The following is a 17,627-nucleotide window of genomic DNA, read 5'->3' on the forward strand; positions in this document are numbered from 1 at the left end:
GTGCGACTTTCTCCCGGTTCGGTGCGAGTTCCGATCGATTCGGTGCGGCCTCGATTTTTGGGTGCGACTTCGGCCTGCGACTTTGGCCTGATTCGGTGCGACTTTCTCCCGGTTCGGTGCGGCCTCGATTTTTGGGTGCGACCTCGGCCTGATTTGGTGCGACTTTCCTCCCATTCGGTACGAGTGCCGATCGATTCGGTGCGGCCTCGATTTTTGGGTGCGACCTCGGCCTGGTTCGGTGCGACTTTCTCCCGATTTGGTGCGAGTTCCGATCGATTCGGTGCGGCCTCGATTTTTGGGTGCGACCTCGGCCTGATTTGGTGCGAGTTGATGCAGCGAACTTCTAAATTTTTGACTGACTTTTGACTAACTGAATTATTATCTGGATTTTGTTGTTATGTTATTTTTTCTTCTTTGACAATAATAGGCTTCGTATATTTCATGTGCAGGTCTTTTATAGTAAAGTCCTGCACCGGCTCCACTTCCGGCTATTGGAATGTTCATTTTTTTCATAAGGCGTGGAATCAGGTAACGATTTTCGACCATGAGTAATTCACGGCATTGTCTATTTGTCATGTTCCGGCCGAATAGCAGAAAATAGTCGAGTAACATCGGTTCATGTGCGGTTTGACTACGGATCCCACAGAATGGGCAGGCCCATTGCCCATAGATACGCTGCATTGAATAATTCCGACAGTGATCACAGCAAACGCCGCGTTGTAAATTGGCCGTCTTGATTTTAAACTTTTCTAAAACATCAGGGACGTCCTCGATTTGTTCAGCAAGCAGTTGCTTTTCCAAAACATTAAGTGCCGCTTCATTTATTTTGTCTGGGTATTTTTTAAACCAACATTGAATTCGCGCGGGAATTTGTTCAGCATGAGTGACAAAATCATTAACGGAAGGCATGCCGGAGAGATTATCGATAATTGCGGCGGGATTAGCGATGACAACCTGTGATTCAATCGCAGGCACAGAAATTTGATGATTGACAAGCCATTTTTTCAGTAAATATTTTTGGCGGCTGAGCTGAGTCAGCGGATTGGGAAAACCTTCACGCCGTCCGGAAATTATGCGAACCAGCTGACCGTCAGGCAAAAAGCTTAACGTTCCCGAATAGTTTTTTGCTTCCAATATTGCTAGAAAATTCGGGGTCAGTAATAATGTATCGATTTGGAATTTTTGTTCTTCAATGGATAAGCGTAAATCATAGAAGATTCGTACTCTTTCATCGGGAAAACTGCGCAGATAAAAATCCAGTTCCTGTTCGCCGTGCCATCCTGCCTCAAGCCGAGCCAGATCCTTCTCGATCGCGGCTACTCCCGGAATGTCGCGGGGCAAATGCCACAGCAGGGACTGTTCTGCAAGCAAACGCCACGGCGCAAAAAGCGGCTTCACAATCAAACAAATCACTCCTTTTCAAGTACAATTTACTTTAATAAAATAAAATTCAACAATCATTTTAAAAATCCTGTTCTTGCAGTTCCAAAGAGAATATTGAAATATCTCAAAAAAGCACGAATTTCGGAGACATTTGTTGTTAAAATGTTATTTAGCATTGATTTTTACACTAATAAAGGTATTCGAAATAATTTTTAAGAAAATCTGCTTTATTAGTCACAAGCATAAAATTTTGCCCAGTATCCATTGACGATTCCCCGTTCAGCACGATTTTGGCGTAATTCCCAAGACGCTGACTCCTGCTCATGGAGCGAAATGAAACCTAGCCAAAAGAGCGCCGCTACCTGAATATGGGCTTTTACTGGGACTTGAAGAAAAAAAGTGACGGCACGCAGCAACCGCCAAGGTAGCCAGTATCCGTTCATGATAAGACTCATCCAGCTGAGATAATTTACACACAAAAAGGACTTGACCATTTTTGGTGCGACTTCCGCTTGGTTCGGTGCGACTTTCCCCCCATTTGGTGCGACCTCTGTCTGGTTCGGTGCGACTTTCCCCCCATTCGGTGCGAGTTCTGATCGATTCGGTGCGACTGCTGTCTGATTTGGTGCGACTTTCGATCGATTCGGTGCGACTTCTGCCTGGTTTGGTGCGACCGCTCCTGTTCGGTGCGACTTCCGCCTGATTCGGTGCGACTTTCCCCCCATTCGGTGCGACTTCTGATCGATTCGGTGCGACTGCTCAGATTCGGTGCGAGCTCAAAATTTCGGCGCAAGTCAGGCTCAATCCGTGTGGGTTTGGACTAGCAATGAAAATTTCTCTTCTTTTGTTTTCTCCTCCCCTATTCTGGTTCGGAATTTCTTAAATCCGGTTTGTTTCCCACTGTTCTGTGCGTGTTCTGCCTTCTGCAATTTTTTTGATCCCTGTTTTTTGTCAGATGTATTGCTTCAGCAATCATTCTGATCAGATTGCCGATATCTGTGAGCTGAAAAACTATAATTTTCATTATCTGGATAGGATGACGATTTTACAGGACGGCCCCCTATTTGCGACTGATGCGCATGTCCATGTTTTTTAGCCATGGAAAACAGCAGTGGTTCAAAACTGGCTGTTTTCCCGGAATAATATTCTGATTGTCGAACCCTTATTCAGACGTTTGTTCGGTTTGAGATTTCCCCTTTATTAACGATCATTTTATACGTAACATGCCGTTAAATTGTCAAACAATTTAAAATATGTTATAATAAATTTAATGATTTTTTAATAATTATTCTCCCCGCGTTTTTTTGCAGTCACTCCGAATTCCATGAGCACTATTTGTTACGCTCAGTTATTCCCTATAATAATTCTAAACAGGTGGAATCTCGTTTTTCTGTTTTTTTTTAACTTCATCAGAAAAAGGGTGGCTGCTTCCGATATTCCGTGGCATTTTCTGCGCGAACGGATTCGGAAACGGCCGGTCGGGGCTTTCCTACTCTCGGAACAGCGGCGTCGCTCTGGTTCGGCGCACATTTGCAGATTCCCCGGCTCCGGGGAGAATGGACAGGAGCTGGTGTTATTTTGCAAGAAGGATATCATTTTAAAGATGAGGGAAAAGGTGAAGTCCGCGATTATCTTGATTTTTATCATTCCATCGATTTCGATCCGGTTGAGCAAAGCCTGCCCGATCGGGTGCGCACGCTCACCTTCGTCCTCGGAGGCATGCTTCCGTACAGCGGCGGCAGAACTTCTGTCTTAAAGCTGGGTACCTATCTGAGCCAAAAAGGCTATCAGGTCGCCTACCTCAGCTATAAACCGCAGTCCGTGGAGGAAATGGAACGGAACGCCGAATTGAATCTTCCCGGCTATCTGGGAAAGATTCTTCCGGCGTCGGCGCTTGAAAGCTATCAATCAGATGTGTGGATCGCTACTTTCTGGGAATCCGCTTATGTGATCAAAAATCTGCACGGGTACAAAATGTACTTCGTTCAGGATTATGAGCCTTATTTTTATGATTACGGGGATCAATATCTGCTGGCCAAAAAAACGTATGATTTGAACCTGCATATGGTCAGCCTCGGTCCGTGGAATAAAGCAATGATTGAAAAAAACTGTTCGCCGCTGAGCCCGGTTGACAGCATTCCTTTTGCTTTTGAACCGGCGGACTATCCGGAAGTTCCGCGTGATTTCAGGAAATACCCGCAGAAAAAGGAGCTGTCCATTGCCGTTTACAATCGGCCGACGGCCAGGCGGGCACCGATCATCACGCAACTGCTGATGAAACGGCTGGAGGAACAGCTGCAGAACGAGGGAATCACACTTCATGTTTATTATTACGGATCGCCGCTCGGCACCTTTTTTGCCAACGGAACCAATCTCGGCAAACTGAACAAGTCGGAGCTTTTTAAACTCTATGCAAAATGCGATTTCGGCATAGTGGCCTCGATGAGCAATATTTCACTCGTTCCGTTTGAAATGATGCACACCGGATTGCCGGTGATGGAATTTGCAGACGGCACGCTCCCCTACTTTTTTGAAAAGGGTTCGGCTCTGCTGACAAGCATGGATTTTCATGACTTTTCGCGCCGCTTCCATTTTTATCTGAAACGGCCGAAGGAATTGGAAAAAATGACCGCGTTCGCTAAAAAGCAATTGAAGCGGACAAACTGGCAGCGCACAGCCGCTGCGTTTGCGCAGATTGTCGGAAAAATCGACGGACAGTCGAAAAACGATTCTGTCCGATTCGGATCGCTGGTCTGAACAAGTTCATGCCTTTCTGCTGCACCGGTCCGGATCGCTGAAAGCGTTCAGCTGTGCTTCGCCAATCCCTGTTTTGTTTTCTCAATGCCGGCGCTCCCCCGCATCGCTGCCGGTTTTTTCCCTGCGGAGGGCTTACAGCCGAAACTTATCAATCGGAGCGGCTGAATTCACCATTTTTTAATTCTCCGACTGCTGGCTGCGAGAGCCGGAGAATTTCCCCGGATGAATCCGCCAGTGCTCAGCTTCCTTCTTCATTAAGCAATCTGAGCCGCTGAGCAGCAGACGAGGTTCTCGGATCAAAACACGTTTCAAAAAGGCGGCGGTGAGCTGAGCGCTGTTTTTCATGTAACCGGCCCGCCCGTTTTAGCCGCATGTTCGAAGCACGTTCATCTGCTTATTGGCTTTAAAAGCCCATCTCCCGGTCCGATCAGCTTTAAAGCGCCGGATGTTTTTTTAAATCAACGCAAACCTTTCAACGCTACGGCGCTTATTTTTTTGTCTGCATCCGCTGCGTCTGCGGGGGAGCCTCGATATTTTGTGCACGGATCGTCGTGTACCCGGCTTTTTGCCTTCCCGCTCCGTACCGGGCCCTGCATTCCCGCGTTTTCTATACCGAGGCCATGAGAAATCCTGATGTTAAGGTATTTTCGGCCTATTAGTGACTTGTATAATTATACCAATGAGGTAGAAGTGTTAAGCTGGAGATCCCTTACTGACTTTTAACCACCTTGTTATAATTATCCGCCGGGGGGTTCATTCCGGCACCATGGTTGCTGCCGTGGGAATCGGCAGCCATCGGAGAAATGCTGAACGGCGAAGTTCTGAAACCTGGATCCGTCACTCATGGTCGAACAGCCGTTCCGGAGAAATGCTGAACAGCGGAGTCCTGAAACCCGGATCGGCATTCATGATCGAACGGCCGTTCCGGAGAAATGCTGAACAGTGAAGTCTTGAAACTCAAATCCGTCATTCATGATCAAACAGCCATTCCAGAGAAAATGCTGAACAGCGGAGTCCTGAAACCTGGATCCGTCACTCATGATCGAACAGCCGTTCCGGAGAAATGCTGAACAGCGGAGTTCTGAAACCCGGATCGGCATTCATGATCGAACGGCCACTCCGGAGAAATGCTGAACAGTGAAGTCTTGAAACTCAAATCCGTCACTCATGATCGAACAGCCGTTCCGGAGAAATGCTGAACAGCGGAGTCCTGAAACCCGGATCGGCATTCATGGCCGTTCCGGAGAAATGCTGAACAGTGAAGTCTTGAAACTCAAATCCGTCATTCATGATCAAACAGCCATTCCAGAGAAAATGCTGAACAGCGGAGTCCTGAAACATCAATCTAAAGTCGGCATCATATTATTTTTCCCTGAATCTTTTATGTAAGCATGGACCTCTACCTTTTTTAAAGTCAGTTTGTCAAGATCTATTTTCCCGTTATGTTGAAGCCGATGCCATTTTGCGGAATATTTGCTTCTGTAAAGCGCTTCGGAAAAATGAAAAGCATCTATATGCTGGTTGACGGATACACGATACGTTCTTTCTATTTCTCTCCTTACTTGTGTTTCGAGGAGTCTTTCCAATGTTCTTTCGTGTGTCGGTTTAATAATTGTCATGACGTGTGCCGTTACGTTAATGTCAATCGTAAAGCGGACCTTGCCGGTGCGGTCCATAGCCGGCACAATTCTGGACTTCGTGCCGGTAACATCTACGGAAGCCAGATACCGCTCCTGATCCTTCAGAATGACGCGCACACGTCCCACGCCGCCGCTGTAAAGCCATCTAAGCCCGTATACATCAGTGTAAATTAATTTCCCCTGTATATCATTTTCGGATAGGATGACGACGCCCAAGTAATCGGTATCCGTCTGGCCTTTATGCAATCCGCTTCTTTCCTTAAGGGAAATAAGCGGCAGTTCCGTCTGATGATTGGGTTCATCGAGGCTCAGAATCAATTCACGCAGGGACTTGGGCCTGACATAGGAATTCTGCAAATAATTGTTGTCCGGATCGCTTAACTTGCTCATTGATATAGGAATTTTATTAATCGGAACGGAAGTCAGATACTTTTCCAGATCACTGCCCGCAGCGACATAATACAAAATATTATAACGTATGCTGTAATTTCTGTTGATTAAATCAATGCTTTCCTTAAGCCCCCGATGATGGATCACTCTTTCCGACAAAAGGACAAAAGAGAGGTGGCCCCAATAAACATGACGATCCATAAGAAGATACAGATTGCTTACCGCTTGATTGATCGTTCTCCCCGAAGCCTTCACTATAGATGAGGAGCTGCTGCTCGAACCGCCTCCCAGCCCCCCGCCGGACGTTCCGACCATGGATGAGAAATCGATAAACTGCACGTACACCACGTATTGCCCGCCTTGATAATCAAAGCCGATCCCATGTGCATAAACCATTCTCTCCGGCTCATTGGAATCCCCGCCGCAGCCGCACAGCCCCGATATCGTTAGCAGGATGGCAAAAATGCCGGCGTGTTTTCTCATGTTAATTTTTTCCTTTTGGCGTATTATCCCGGGAAAACAACATGACCGGCCTCTTTTTATTGTATCGTGCCGGCAATCTGAACATAGCTTTCACTATGTTGAAAAAATCAAGATTGGCCAGCATTTCCATATAAGGGAGGCCGAATATCCGTAAATTTGAAACATAAACGATGATAAAGAAAAATGATAATATAAACCCGAACAATCCCAAAAAAGAAGCAAGCACAATCGTTGCGATCCGAAGCAGACTAATCGCTCCTATAATTCCCTGATTCGTAAATGTGAACGTGGAAATGGTCGACACGGCAATAACAACCATCATGGCCGGGCTGGTCAGCCGCGCATCAATAACCGCTTGGCCAATAATCAGGCCTCCGACGACACTGACCGTGAAACCGATCGACTGCGGCATGCGCATCCCGGATTCTTTTAACAATTCGAACAGGATGATCACCACGATTGCTTCAAGACCCGTCGGCAGCGGCAATCCCTGGCGCGATTCAACAACCGGGGCCAGCAGCGTAAGCGGCAGCTGGTTTTGATGAAAAGTTGTGATGGCAACCCAGAAGCCAGGCAGATAAGCCGCAAAAAACACGCCGAATATTCTCAGCGCCCGCTCAAAGGAACTGTAAAAAGACGAAAATTCGCTGTCGCCCGACGATTTCAGCAGGAAGAACAGATTGGTCGGCACGATATTTGCATAAGCGACTCCGTCGATTAAAATAGCGCATCGGCCGCTCAATAAGCTTTCAACAACAAAATCAGGACGTCCAGAATAAGAGTGCTTCGGAATGAGAAACGGAACTTTTTCGATCAATTCCATAAACTGATTCCCGCCATAGACAGCATCTACGTCGATTGCTTTGATACATTTTCTTAATTCATCAAGAATATGTTTGTTGGCAATGTCTTTAATAAAAAGAAGGCCGACTGGGGTCCGTGAACGCCGTCCGATCTGATAGTTCTCGACTTTTAGCGAAGTCGTTTTCAGCCGCTTGCGGATTAACGCAATATTTATCGATAAGTCCTCAATAAAGTTGTCCCGCGGGCCTTTTATGCTGACTTCCGTTCTCGTTTCTTCCGGAGTTCTTTGCGGCCGTTTGGAAATGTCCGCTGAAAAAATATACGAACCGTTTTTTAGATAGAACAATACCTTTCCGGAAAAAACATCGTCCGTCATCTGCTTTTCATCGGTCACTTCGGCCAGATCCGGCAAATGCAGGGACTGCAGGATTCTGTCCTTCGTCATTACCGCGTTCTGATTACTCTGGAAGAAGTTCTCCATTTTCGGAAACATCGATTGGTTGAGCATTTCTTTATCAACCATGCCTTCGCAGTTGACAATAATTGCCTGATGATCGCCGAACCGCATCTGTTGAAAATGGATATCGGAACATCCGGCAAACACTTTTTGCAATTCGTTTTCACTGATCGGTGTTTTAACGGTCTCTTTTCCGCCTTCACTGCCGATCCCGCGACCTGTGATCGTCTGAAGCTTTTTAACTCCTCCCGGTTTCCGGTTCGCTTTTTTTCTGCGCATTGCCGCTTCCTCCCTCGATACCGTTTACAATCCAAACAATAAGCCCAAAAATGATTGATAGGGCCAGAAAAAACCACAAAGTCAGCGGCATAAAAATTTTTTCGGACAAAGTATAAAAGGTCATATCACTGACCGGCCAGAGAACGCATACGATAATCAGAAAGCCGTAAAGCGATAATAAAAGTAATTGCGTTCTCTTCTTTTTAATTTGATACACTTCCGCAGAAATATACAGAAGCAAGGAAACGCGTATAAAGGCCCCGCTCAGCCATTGATAAATTGAAAAAAAATCAACATGCTCTATGAATCGGCCCAGCGTTAAAATACTCCACTCTTCGTAAGCGGGAAAGGTCTGCTTCGATGCCTCCACGGGACCGAATTCAGTGATCGCCCCGATAAACGGTCCGGCGGTCAGGAAAGAGAGTAAGAAAGCATTGATTGCCAGGGCCTTATAATTTATCGACCCGTGAACTTTATGACTGAGAAACAGAACCATCATTAATTCGATGGCCCCCGATAATGTATAGATCGTGCCGGAAAAAACAGGACCCATACCCTGCTCTAAAACAGGACGGAGGAGCGAGAAGTCTTTGAAGTGCATATTTGAAATGCCGACAAACCATCCCAGAATGACAATGATTGTCAATAAAAAGACGTTGGTAATTGCTAAGGATTGCAAGCTTGTCGATGCCATAAGAGCACAAAGAATTGTAAACAATATAATAAGAAAAACAGACGGCGTATTAACGAGATAGGCAACTTTCGTCCACGCCGTCATTTCTTTGGAAGTGGTAAAAGCAAGAAAGACGAGATATAAACTAATCATTACTTTCAATAATGTCGTCGGCCAGGTCCCGATATGCCGATCCAGCCAGCTGAATAAATGACCCCTGCCTGTGCCGTTATAAATATAAATAAGTAAAAAGCCCCACAGTGAAATAAGAATAAAAGCTAAGATGATCGACAGCCACCCGTCTCTTCCTGCAGATTGAATAAGCGCCGGGATGATCATCACGTGGTTCTTGAGGCCGATGCCTGTGATTAACAGCAGAGAAATTTGAACGACCGATATCTTTCCTAAAGTTTTCCGCTTCATTTATTGTCTCCTGTTCAATTTTTTTCAAAGTTTCCCTATGATAGATCCACTTCGACTCAGACCGGCACTGGGCATTATTCCGCAAAAAAAAAATGCCCGCACGTTGTTATTTTGACAACTGTGGGGGCATTTCTATTCGTGAAATCCGCCGATATCATTTTTGTGCAGGCGCTGCCGCACGTGAACGGAGTCTCTCAGCACTTTCGCCGACTCTCCCGGCACCGCCTACATCTGACGCTTTTCCCGCCTCCGGCGGCGGGCATGCGTGATCAGTGCCTCAGCAACGGTCATTTTCTGCATATCGTCTGTCCCTTCTTCAAACCAAAGCGACCGGGCATCACGGTAAAGCCGTTCTACCGGACTGGCCTTGCTGTAACCGATGCCGCCGAACAGTTTCAGGGCACCGTCCGTTACAAGACGCGATGTCTGAATCGCCTGCGCCTTTGCCACGGCCGCTTCAGACGATATATCTTCCCCTAAATCATATTTTTCCGCAGCATCCACGCACAGCATCCGGGTACTCTGAATCGCGATCTGCATCTCAGCCAGTTTCATCTGCACAGCCTGGCGGCTGACAAGCGCTTTGCCGAATGTCTTTCTTGTCTGAACAAAATCGAGCGCCGCATCCAGAGCCTGCTGAGAAAGCCCGACCATTGACGTAGCAATGCCGACCCGGCTCTGATCGAGAAACGCCCGGAGCGCAACGTCAAATCCGCCGCCGATGCCGCCGATAATGTCCTCCTCTCCCACCTCGCAGTGATCGAAAGTGACGACGGCATGCGTGCAGCCGATATCTCCCATCATCGATCCCATATCTTCGAAAATCACTCCGGGATGATCCTTGGCGACAAGGAAGGCAGTCAGGCTGCTGCGGCCTGCCGCCCCTTCCATTTTAGCAATCACTGTAATAAACGCGGCTTCTTCAGCAAATGTGATCAGATGTTTGCGGCCGTTCAGAACATAGTGTCCGTCTTCTTCGCCGGCGATCGTGTGCAGATCGATGCCTGTCCCGTAATCGGGTTCCGTTAAAGCAAAAGCCGCCGATTTTCCTTCATTTACAAGTTTCGGCAGCCAGTATTGCTGCTGTCTGGAAGATGCTCTGTTAAGCGTTCTCCAAATGCTGTTGTAAGCATGGAAAGCCATGCGAATCGCTCCATGACAATGGGCGATCTCTTCAAGGCACGGAAGATACAGCACCAGCGGCAGGCCTTCTCCTCCTGCCCATCGGGGAATGGTCAATTTATGGAAACCGAGGGCAACCATCCGCTTCCAAAACTCATCGGGAATTCTTTCTTCCCGTTCGATCCGTGCCCCCCATTCCGGCGCTTCCTCCCGGCAGAATGTCAGAACCCGTTCATAAACGGCTTTGGCCCGATTGATTGACTCTTCGCTGTAAGAACTATGAAATTCGGCCGCTCTAAACCAGCTGTTCTCAAATAGACTCATCGAACCGACATCTCACTTTCTCTCGCTTGCCGACAGATGATCGGCTTTGATTCTTTCAAGCACCCATTCTCTCAGTACATTCTTTTTCGGTTTGCCGGATTCGGTTCGCGGCAGTTCGTCAAAAAATTCCAGACGATCGGGAAACTGAAATTTCGCTAATCCATGCACGCCCAGATAATCTCTCAGTTCGTCCAATCGGAATGCCTGCCGCCCTTCCTGCAGGACAACGCAGGCAACAGTCTGCGCGCCAAGAGTCGGGTGCGGGGCACCGACGACGTTGACTGCCCCTACTCCGGGAAAGCCGCCGAGAACGTCCTCTACGCTCTTCGGGTCAATCTTAGTGCCCCCGCGATTGATGATATCGTCTGAGCGGCCGAGAAAAGTATAACGGCCGTTTTCATCCTGGCGAAGGAGATCGCCGGAATGAAACCATCCTTCCCGGTCCCACTGTTTCGCAGCGAATTCGGGAAGCTCAAAATAACCGGCACAGAAGTTCGGACCGCGGGACCACATCTCTCCCGCTTCGCCTCTTTCAACAACCTTTCCCTCTTCATCCACCAGTTTTACTTCTTCGCCGGGCACAACAAATCCAACCGTTTTGCTGACCGCTTCAATCGGATCGTCCGGCCGGGTCAGCGTAGCGACAAAACCTTCCGTCCAGCCGAACAGGCAGCCGACCTGAATGCCGCTTGTTTCCTGAAGGCGCCGCAGTATAGCGCTCGGTACGGATGCACCCGCATAAATGAAAACTTTAACACTCGAGGTATCGGCCTCTTCCAGACCGGAATAGTTCGCCATGTGTGTTACATGAGGCGGCGCACCGATGATAAACGCCGCCTTTTCCTGCTCCGTCCAATCGAGGACGCGTTTGGCTGAAAAACGGTCAAGCAGCACGATCCGGCCGCCCGTCGCGATCGTCATCATAATGCCGGCAAGCATGCCGGTCTGATGGGCAATCGGTGCAACATCAAGCACACAGTCCCCCGGCATGTAGCCAAAATTCTTTGCATAGGCCCGCGCGGCCCACAAATAATTGCCGTGCAGCTGCACAACGCCCTTGGGCGATCCCGTCGTTCCCGAAGTAAAAACCATAACAAACCCATCCGCAGGTCCCGGTGCATTCTCCTGTAAAACGTCTTCTGAAAGCTTTCTGCCGCTGTTTTTTAACGCCTCGAAATGTGGAACGCTGTCCGGAACGCCGGCAACATCACCCTGAACAATTACGCTGACCAGACTGGGAACCTCTTTTTTAATTTCCAAGGCTCTTTGCCACAAATGGTGTCCACGATAACTGTCGACGGTGATCCACAATTTCGACTGTGATTGTTTCAGGCTCTTGATGATCGCATTTTCTCCGAGATCAACCTGAAGAAGTACGCTGACGGCGCCGATCCGGGAGGCTCCAAAAATGGCCAGCACATAATCCAGCGTATTAGGCAGCTGCATGGCAATGCGATCGCCCTTTCTGATGCCCATCCGGTAGAATTCCGCTGCCAGTGCTTCGACCTTTTCCCATAATTCTTTGTAGCTCAGGCTTTGCCGTTCATCTTTATGAATGAGATCCGGATTTTTTTCAACATCGGCTTTCAGTACATCAACGAATGACTCGTTTTCCCATATTCCCTTGTCCAGATACTCATTGATCCTTTGTTCCGATAAAACCTTGCCGCGGAAATTAAACATTAACGGTCCCCTTTCTCTTCCAACTTCTTATAAAGATAGGCAACGACGCCCGATACAGTCGCTATTTCATCAAAATCCGCTTCAGGTATCTCCAGATTAAACTCATCTTCAAACGCAATCGCCAGCTCCGTCAGATCGAGGGAATCGGCACCGAGATCATCGACAAACAGACTGTTTTTCTTAATTTTGTCCTGATCCACCTGCAATTGCGCGGCAACGACTTTTTTGACCCTGTTTTCAATTTCCTGTTCCGTCAGCTTTTCCATCTTCAAGTGCATCTCCCTGCCGTATGTTTTCTTCCGGTCGTCTGTAAAGCGAATGGCTCGAAGACAGCACCGCTTTCAGACAAGCGGAAGAGTGACCCCGCCGTCAACCCGGATGGTTTGTCCGCGGATCATCTCAGCCTCTTTCGAGCAGAGAAAAAGTGCCAGATTGGCAACATCATCCGCATTAACCATTCGGCCGGACGGCATCTTTGCTTTCAAATGTTTGATCGTCTGTTCCATTTCCGGAAAATGCTTCAAAGCATCCGTGTAAACCGCTCCTGCGGCGATGGCATTGACATTGATTTTTCGTTCTGCCAGTTCAACGGCAAAATAACGCACCAGCGATTCAAGGGCAGCTTTGCTTGCGCCCACCGATGCGTAATAAGGAAAAACATAATCCGCTCCGAACGAAGAGAGCGCAATCACGGATCCCCCCTCTTCCGGCATGAGCCGCACCGCCTGCTGCACCGCAATAAGAAAGGCACGGGTATTGACGGACAGTGTCCAATCCCAGCCCTTAGTGTCCAGCTCCATCGTCGATCGGTTTCTCCCGGACGCGGCGCCGTGGATAAAAATATCGACTCTTCCGAAAACGGTTTTGATTTGATTAAACATTTCCTTGATTTTCGTCTCGTCAGCCATATTTGCCCGGACAACTAGCGCCCGTCGTCCGGCGGCCTCTATTTCAGCAGCCGTTTTTCTGGCTGCTTCGCCGTTCCGCACGTAATTGACGACGACATCGGCTCCTTCCTCGGCAAAACGGACGGCAAGCCTGTGCCCAATGCCGCGGGAACTCCCTGTGACGCAGGCGACCTTTCCTGCAAAACGCAAGATCTCACCTCCTTCCGTTTCATCCGATTTTTCGTTTCCCTCCAAAAACAGAATTCCCGAAAAACGAGATTCCCGCACAGCAGAAAACTTAAAAATGTGATACCATAATCTTGAAATTTATTTCCTCTGTTTCTTCTATATTGTTTCAAATATACTGATAATCTTCAATTATTTTGAAGGCAAATGAATAAATGTTAACAATTTTGCCTTTTAATGGGGGGGTCACTTGTGCAGAAAAAAACACGAATTGTCGTGACGGGAATGGGTGCGATCACCCCATTTGGGCAGGGAATTACATCCTTCTGGGAAAATTTGATTGCGGGTAAAACCGCCGTCCGGATGACTTCCGATGAGCAGCTCAGGAAATGGGCCCCGGTCACCGCAGAAGCGGCGACATTCTCGGCCGAGGATTTTATGGAGCGGAAGCTGATCAGAAAGACCGACCGTTTCAGCCAAATGGCGCTGGCCGCGACAGCGGAAGCTCTCAGTGATGCGGGATGGAAAAGCCGTGAGGAATTAAACGGCGACTATGACGGAAATCGTGTCGGCATTGCTATGGGATGCGCTTTCGGCGGTGTGCAGACACTTGACGAAGGTATGAAAAGGCTGGCCGGCGGCGCGGCTCATGCAGGACCGCGGCTTGTTCCGAAATCGATTCCGAATGCCGCCGCAGCAACGATTGCCAGGCAGTGGGGCATTCACGGGCCCGTTATTACCTATTCTACCGCCTGTGCCTCATCCGCGAATGCAATCGGCGAGGCCAGTTATTGGCTTCGCCTCGGTGAAGCGGATATGGTCATTGCCGGCGGTACAGAATGCCTGTTCAGCCCGGTGATACTGGCAGGGCTTCGATCGGCCGGTGCACTTGCCGTTTCCGGACCGGAGGATGATCCCGGCGCCTGGTCGCGGCCGTTTGACGCCGGCCGGGCCGGAATGGTCATGGGTGAGGGGGCGGGTATTCTGATTCTTGAGACCTACGATCATGCCGTCCGTCGCGGAGCGAAGATTTATGCGGAATTTTCCGGTTACGGAGCAACCAACGACGCGTACCATGAAACCGCCCCCGATCCGACCGGGTTCAGTGCCGCGCTGGCGATGACACGCGCCCTGCATCAGGCGGACATCGATCCATTGCAAATCGACTACGTGAATGCGCACGCGACCGCTACTCAGGCAGGCGATGCCGCAGAAAGCATCGCACTGCATGAAGTCTTCGGAAATAGTTTAAACCGGATCCCTGTCAGTTCAATCAAGGGAGCCGTCGGACATTTGCTGGGTGCAGCGGCAGCCGTTGAAAGCATCGCCTGTATCAAAGCACTGGAGACGGAAACGCTGCCTCCGACCATCAACTGCCGGCAAAAAGATGCTTCCGCACCCGCGGATATTGTTCCGGATCTCAGCCGGCATCATAGAAAGATCGGGTTTGCTCTGAGCAACTCATTCGGCTTCGGCGGGCAGAACGGCGTGCTCATCTGGAAAAATGCTGCGTCGCTCTGAGAACAAATCCGCAAGATAGCAAATGCTGCTTTCATTGCCCGGCAGCAGGATCATTATTGAAGCGCAAGCATCGAATAACCCACGCCCGGTCAGGGCCTGGGTTATTCGATTTATCCGGGATCTGAAGCGACTGCCGTGCCTGCTGCATGCGAAGCAGGCACGGCGGCTTAAGATTCACTTTTGGTACGCATTTTTTTGAGCCGTTCAATCTTTTCTTTTCTGATCCGGTCATAGGCACCGAACAGCACTTTGTTTCCCTTGACGCGGACGAGAAAAGCCAGGGCGAGACTGGCGATCAGCAGAAAGACATTGCTTTGAACCAGTGTCAGGACAAAGAGGGCAAAGGACAGGCCCAGCATGAGATACCAAAATGTTTTCTTAATCATGAAACATCCGCTTCGCTTTCGCCGTCAGCGGCAACTTCTTGTTTGTTTTGCCGGTCGATGTCTTTATACAGCCAATAGAACAGAACCATCCAGGCGACAAGGCCGAGAATAGCCCAAATGTTAAATTTAGCTGCAAAAGCTGCCAGAAAGCGGAAATCAGGTGATTCAAAGGTGCTCCAGCTCAGCATCATGCCGTGTGGGATCTTAACCGTTCCGACTGCTTTTCCGAGCCGCGTAATATACGGTGCAAAGAACGTTGCCGCATAAAGAAACAGCGGTGAAGTAATCAGTCCCATAATCAACATATGGATAATGTTGGCATTGGTCAGGAGCAGCGCCGCAACAACGAACGACAGATTAATAATGCCGGCAAAAGGCAGAACCGCATTGCCCGGAAGCACAATCGCACAGATCAGCAGGATCGGTATCGTGATAATGACGGCGACCCACAGTTCGCTGCGGCCGGCAAGAATCGGCCAGTCGAGCCCAATGAGCACTTCCTTATCGGAAAACTTATTGCGCATGTATTCGGATACTCCCTCAGAAATCGGCGATAGAGCCTGGGAGAATAATTTTGAGATCATCGGGAACAGAACAAGTGCCGAGGCCGCCTGGACAGCCAGCGTCAGGGAACCCGAGATGCTGTAGCCGGCAGCGAAACCGAGAAGCAGGCCGATGATGGCACCCATGACTTCGTTTTCACCGAAAATACCGATCTTCTCTTTCAGAAAATCCGAATCCACTTTTTTGTTGAGGCCAGGCGTTTTATTCAGCAGAATTTCTACAGGATGGAGAATGTTCGCCAACAACGTAATATGATGAGGCACCGTCACGCCGGGAATCCCCGTCAGTTTCTCGACGCGCGGCCCCCAGATATCCCCGACCTTGAGTTCCAGAACGACCTGAAGAGCCGCCGCCAGAAAACCCATAACATAACTTCCGGAGATATAGGAAACCATCACGGCAGTGAATATTTTCGACCAGACGTTCCACATATCCACGTTCAATGTCTTCGTCCAGTTAAAAATCAGCATCACGATATTGATACCGATCTGCAGCGGGAACATCAGGAAGGCATACGGCCAGGCCCATGATATCGCCGCCATGCCCGGCCATCCGCCGTCCACCGCGGTCAGAGTGATTCCGGTCCGTTGCGAAAGCGCCTGCGCGGCCGGACTGATCGAACCGGTCATGAAATTAATGACCAGGGTCATACCGGTAAAAGCAATGCCCAGCGTTAATGCTGCCGAGAACGCATCTTTGAATTTCATTCTTGCGACCAGGCCGACGATCAACATGATAATCGGCACAAACACCGGGGCACCCAGATTAAGGATATAATTGACAACTTCCCTAAGCACTTGCATGATTTTCCCCTCCGTTTTTCCTTGAATTTATGTTTACTTCACTTTCTTTGCATCCGCCTTCTTGATTGCATCAACCAGTTTTTCAAATTCTTTGTCCTGGCCCATCCCCGTTAGAAAAGCAACGCCGTTAATCACAGGAATGGTGAATTTTTTATTCGTCCGGACGATCGACACATATACATCCGCGCCTTTGATAAAATTATCCAGCGATTTAATGTCCACCGCTTCAACCGTTGAATGAATGTTCTGCTCCTTCAGCATTCTGTTGATTTTGGATGCCACCGTCTGTGAAGTCGCAACTCCCGAACCGCAAGCCACAATAACTTTTGCCATGATCTCTGCACTCCTTCATGTTTTATACGGCCTGTTCCGCCGCAAATGATTTTTTAATGATTTGAAGAACCTGCTCATCGCTCGACGTATGAAGCAGCTCATCAATGACCGATTCATTGGATAGCATGCCCATTAACTTCTGCAGTACTTTGACCTGAAGACCGTTGCGCATCACACCGAGCAGAAAGATAATCTCCGCCTGGATTTTCTGATCATCAGGACGTCCGCCCATCGGCGCGAACGCAATCGGCTGCTTCGGACGGATGACCGCAATAAAAGGTTTTTGGATATGGACGGGATCGGCATGAGGAATCGCCGCGCCGACCGACGCTGTCTGCAGTCCGGTCGGATAGTTTCGTTCGCGCTCCGTGATCGCTTTATAAAAAGTTTGCTTAACATACCCTCCGCGTTCAAGGAACCCGGCGATCTTTTTAAAAAAATCCGCTGCATCCGCCCATTCCGCGTCAAGAAAAACCAGATCCTTTTTGAAAAATAAATCGAACGTCAAATTATCTTCCGTCATCGGAAT

The 17,627-nt window shown here is 48.8% G+C and carries 15 protein-coding genes; 2 read left to right on the forward strand and 13 right to left on the reverse strand.

Annotation, left to right across the window (positions count from 1 at the left end):
• Window positions 1-378: 378 nt before the first annotated feature.
• Window positions 379-1,398: a nuclease-related domain-containing protein gene (locus tag Q6A92_RS03965; RefSeq protein ID WP_332237174.1), complete on the reverse strand. Its 1,020-nt coding sequence runs from the start codon at window positions 1,396-1,398 to the stop codon at window positions 379-381.
• Between the two features lie 1,563 nt (window positions 1,399-2,961).
• Here Q6A92_RS03965 and Q6A92_RS03970 point away from each other — a divergent pair.
• Complete coding sequence (locus Q6A92_RS03970; protein ID WP_332237118.1) at window positions 2,962-4,140, forward strand: rhamnosyltransferase WsaF family glycosyltransferase; 1,179 nt, start codon at window positions 2,962-2,964, stop codon at window positions 4,138-4,140.
• Window positions 4,141-4,317: 177 nt separating this feature from the next.
• On the opposite strand, the gene Q6A92_RS03975 is transcribed toward Q6A92_RS03970, so the two are convergent.
• From Q6A92_RS03975 to fabL, 8 genes are all read right to left on the reverse strand, one after another.
• Window positions 4,318-4,485, reverse strand: a complete 168-nt coding sequence (locus Q6A92_RS03975; protein ID WP_274398126.1) for a hypothetical protein — start codon at window positions 4,483-4,485, stop codon at window positions 4,318-4,320.
• 995 nt (window positions 4,486-5,480) lie between these two features.
• On the reverse strand, window positions 5,481-6,653 hold the full coding sequence (locus tag Q6A92_RS03980) for a Ger(x)C family spore germination protein (RefSeq protein WP_332237119.1): 1,173 nt from the start codon (window positions 6,651-6,653) through the stop codon (window positions 5,481-5,483).
• A 1-nt stretch (window position 6,654) separates the two neighbouring features.
• Window positions 6,655-8,193 (reverse strand): spore germination protein, encoded by a 1,539-nt coding sequence (locus Q6A92_RS03985; RefSeq protein ID WP_332237120.1) that lies wholly within the window; start codon window positions 8,191-8,193, stop codon window positions 6,655-6,657.
• Complete coding sequence (locus Q6A92_RS03990; protein ID WP_274398129.1) at window positions 8,153-9,289, reverse strand: GerAB/ArcD/ProY family transporter; 1,137 nt, start codon at window positions 9,287-9,289, stop codon at window positions 8,153-8,155. Before Q6A92_RS03990 ends, Q6A92_RS03985 begins: the two co-directional genes overlap by 41 nt.
• Window positions 9,290-9,514: 225 nt before the next feature.
• Window positions 9,515-10,735: an acyl-CoA dehydrogenase family protein gene (locus tag Q6A92_RS03995; protein ID WP_332237121.1), complete on the reverse strand. Its 1,221-nt coding sequence runs from the start codon at window positions 10,733-10,735 to the stop codon at window positions 9,515-9,517.
• A gap of 12 nt (window positions 10,736-10,747) precedes the next feature.
• Window positions 10,748-12,418 carry a class I adenylate-forming enzyme family protein gene (locus Q6A92_RS04000; RefSeq protein WP_332237122.1) on the reverse strand — a complete coding sequence of 557 codons (1,671 nt, stop codon included), beginning with the start codon at window positions 12,416-12,418 and terminating at the stop codon, window positions 10,748-10,750.
• Window positions 12,418-12,684 (reverse strand): acyl carrier protein, encoded by a 267-nt coding sequence (gene acpP / locus Q6A92_RS04005; protein ID WP_274398132.1) that lies wholly within the window; start codon window positions 12,682-12,684, stop codon window positions 12,418-12,420. Before acpP ends, Q6A92_RS04000 begins: the two co-directional genes overlap by 1 nt.
• Before the next feature lie 75 nt (window positions 12,685-12,759).
• Window positions 12,760-13,515, reverse strand: coding sequence for an enoyl-[acyl-carrier-protein] reductase FabL (gene fabL / locus Q6A92_RS04010; RefSeq protein WP_274398133.1), 756 nt, complete (start codon window positions 13,513-13,515; stop codon window positions 12,760-12,762).
• A 228-nt stretch (window positions 13,516-13,743) separates the two neighbouring features.
• Here fabL and Q6A92_RS04015 point away from each other — a divergent pair, with 228 nt between their 5' ends.
• A complete protein-coding gene (locus Q6A92_RS04015) occupies window positions 13,744-15,012 on the forward strand; it encodes a beta-ketoacyl-[acyl-carrier-protein] synthase family protein (RefSeq protein ID WP_332237123.1) in 1,269 nt (422 codons plus the stop codon).
• A 167-nt stretch (window positions 15,013-15,179) separates the two neighbouring features.
• Here Q6A92_RS04015 and Q6A92_RS04020 read toward each other — a convergent pair whose 3' ends face one another.
• The 4 genes from Q6A92_RS04020 to Q6A92_RS04035 are packed head-to-tail and all read right to left on the reverse strand — an operon-like array spanning window position 15,180 to window position 17,621.
• On the reverse strand, window positions 15,180-15,398 hold the full coding sequence (locus tag Q6A92_RS04020; RefSeq protein ID WP_332237124.1) for a hypothetical protein: 219 nt from the start codon (window positions 15,396-15,398) through the stop codon (window positions 15,180-15,182).
• Complete coding sequence (locus Q6A92_RS04025; protein ID WP_332237125.1) at window positions 15,395-16,765, reverse strand: PTS galactitol transporter subunit IIC; 1,371 nt, start codon at window positions 16,763-16,765, stop codon at window positions 15,395-15,397. The genes Q6A92_RS04020 and Q6A92_RS04025 overlap by 4 nt, the downstream gene beginning before the upstream one ends.
• Window positions 16,766-16,798: 33 nt before the next feature.
• Complete coding sequence (locus Q6A92_RS04030; RefSeq protein ID WP_274398137.1) at window positions 16,799-17,098, reverse strand: PTS sugar transporter subunit IIB; 300 nt, start codon at window positions 17,096-17,098, stop codon at window positions 16,799-16,801.
• 22 nt (window positions 17,099-17,120) lie between these two features.
• The gene (locus tag Q6A92_RS04035; RefSeq protein ID WP_274398138.1) at window positions 17,121-17,621 is read right to left on the reverse strand and encodes a PTS sugar transporter subunit IIA; all 501 of its coding nucleotides are present in this window, start codon (window positions 17,619-17,621) and stop codon (window positions 17,121-17,123) included.
• Window positions 17,622-17,627: the final 6 nt, after the last annotated feature.

Origin of the sequence: Sporolactobacillus sp. KGMB 08714, assembly GCF_036598985.1 — a bacterium.
Classification (GTDB): domain Bacteria; phylum Bacillota; class Bacilli; order Bacillales; family Sporolactobacillaceae; genus Sporolactobacillus.

Coding starts and splice junctions, on each gene's coding strand:
- Q6A92_RS03975 (WP_274398126.1), bottom strand. CDS start 4,485: ATGAAAAACAGCGCTCAGCTCACCGCCGCCTTTTTGAAACGTGTTTTG.
- Q6A92_RS03980 (WP_332237119.1), bottom strand. CDS start 6,653: ATGAGAAAACACGCCGGCATTTTTGCCATCCTGCTAACGATATCGGGG.
- Q6A92_RS03985 (WP_332237120.1), bottom strand. CDS start 8,193: ATGCGCAGAAAAAAAGCGAACCGGAAACCGGGAGGAGTTAAAAAGCTT.
- Q6A92_RS03990 (WP_274398129.1), bottom strand. CDS start 9,289: ATGAAGCGGAAAACTTTAGGAAAGATATCGGTCGTTCAAATTTCTCTG.
- Q6A92_RS03995 (WP_332237121.1), bottom strand. CDS start 10,735: ATGAGTCTATTTGAGAACAGCTGGTTTAGAGCGGCCGAATTTCATAGT.
- Q6A92_RS04000 (WP_332237122.1), bottom strand. CDS start 12,418: ATGTTTAATTTCCGCGGCAAGGTTTTATCGGAACAAAGGATCAATGAG.
- acpP (WP_274398132.1), bottom strand. CDS start 12,684: ATGGAAAAGCTGACGGAACAGGAAATTGAAAACAGGGTCAAAAAAGTC.
- Q6A92_RS04020 (WP_332237124.1), bottom strand. CDS start 15,398: ATGATTAAGAAAACATTTTGGTATCTCATGCTGGGCCTGTCCTTTGCC.
- Q6A92_RS04025 (WP_332237125.1), bottom strand. CDS start 16,765: ATGCAAGTGCTTAGGGAAGTTGTCAATTATATCCTTAATCTGGGTGCC.
- Q6A92_RS04030 (WP_274398137.1), bottom strand. CDS start 17,098: ATGGCAAAAGTTATTGTGGCTTGCGGTTCGGGAGTTGCGACTTCACAG.
- Q6A92_RS04035 (WP_274398138.1), bottom strand. CDS start 17,621: ATGACGGAAGATAATTTGACGTTCGATTTATTTTTCAAAAAGGATCTG.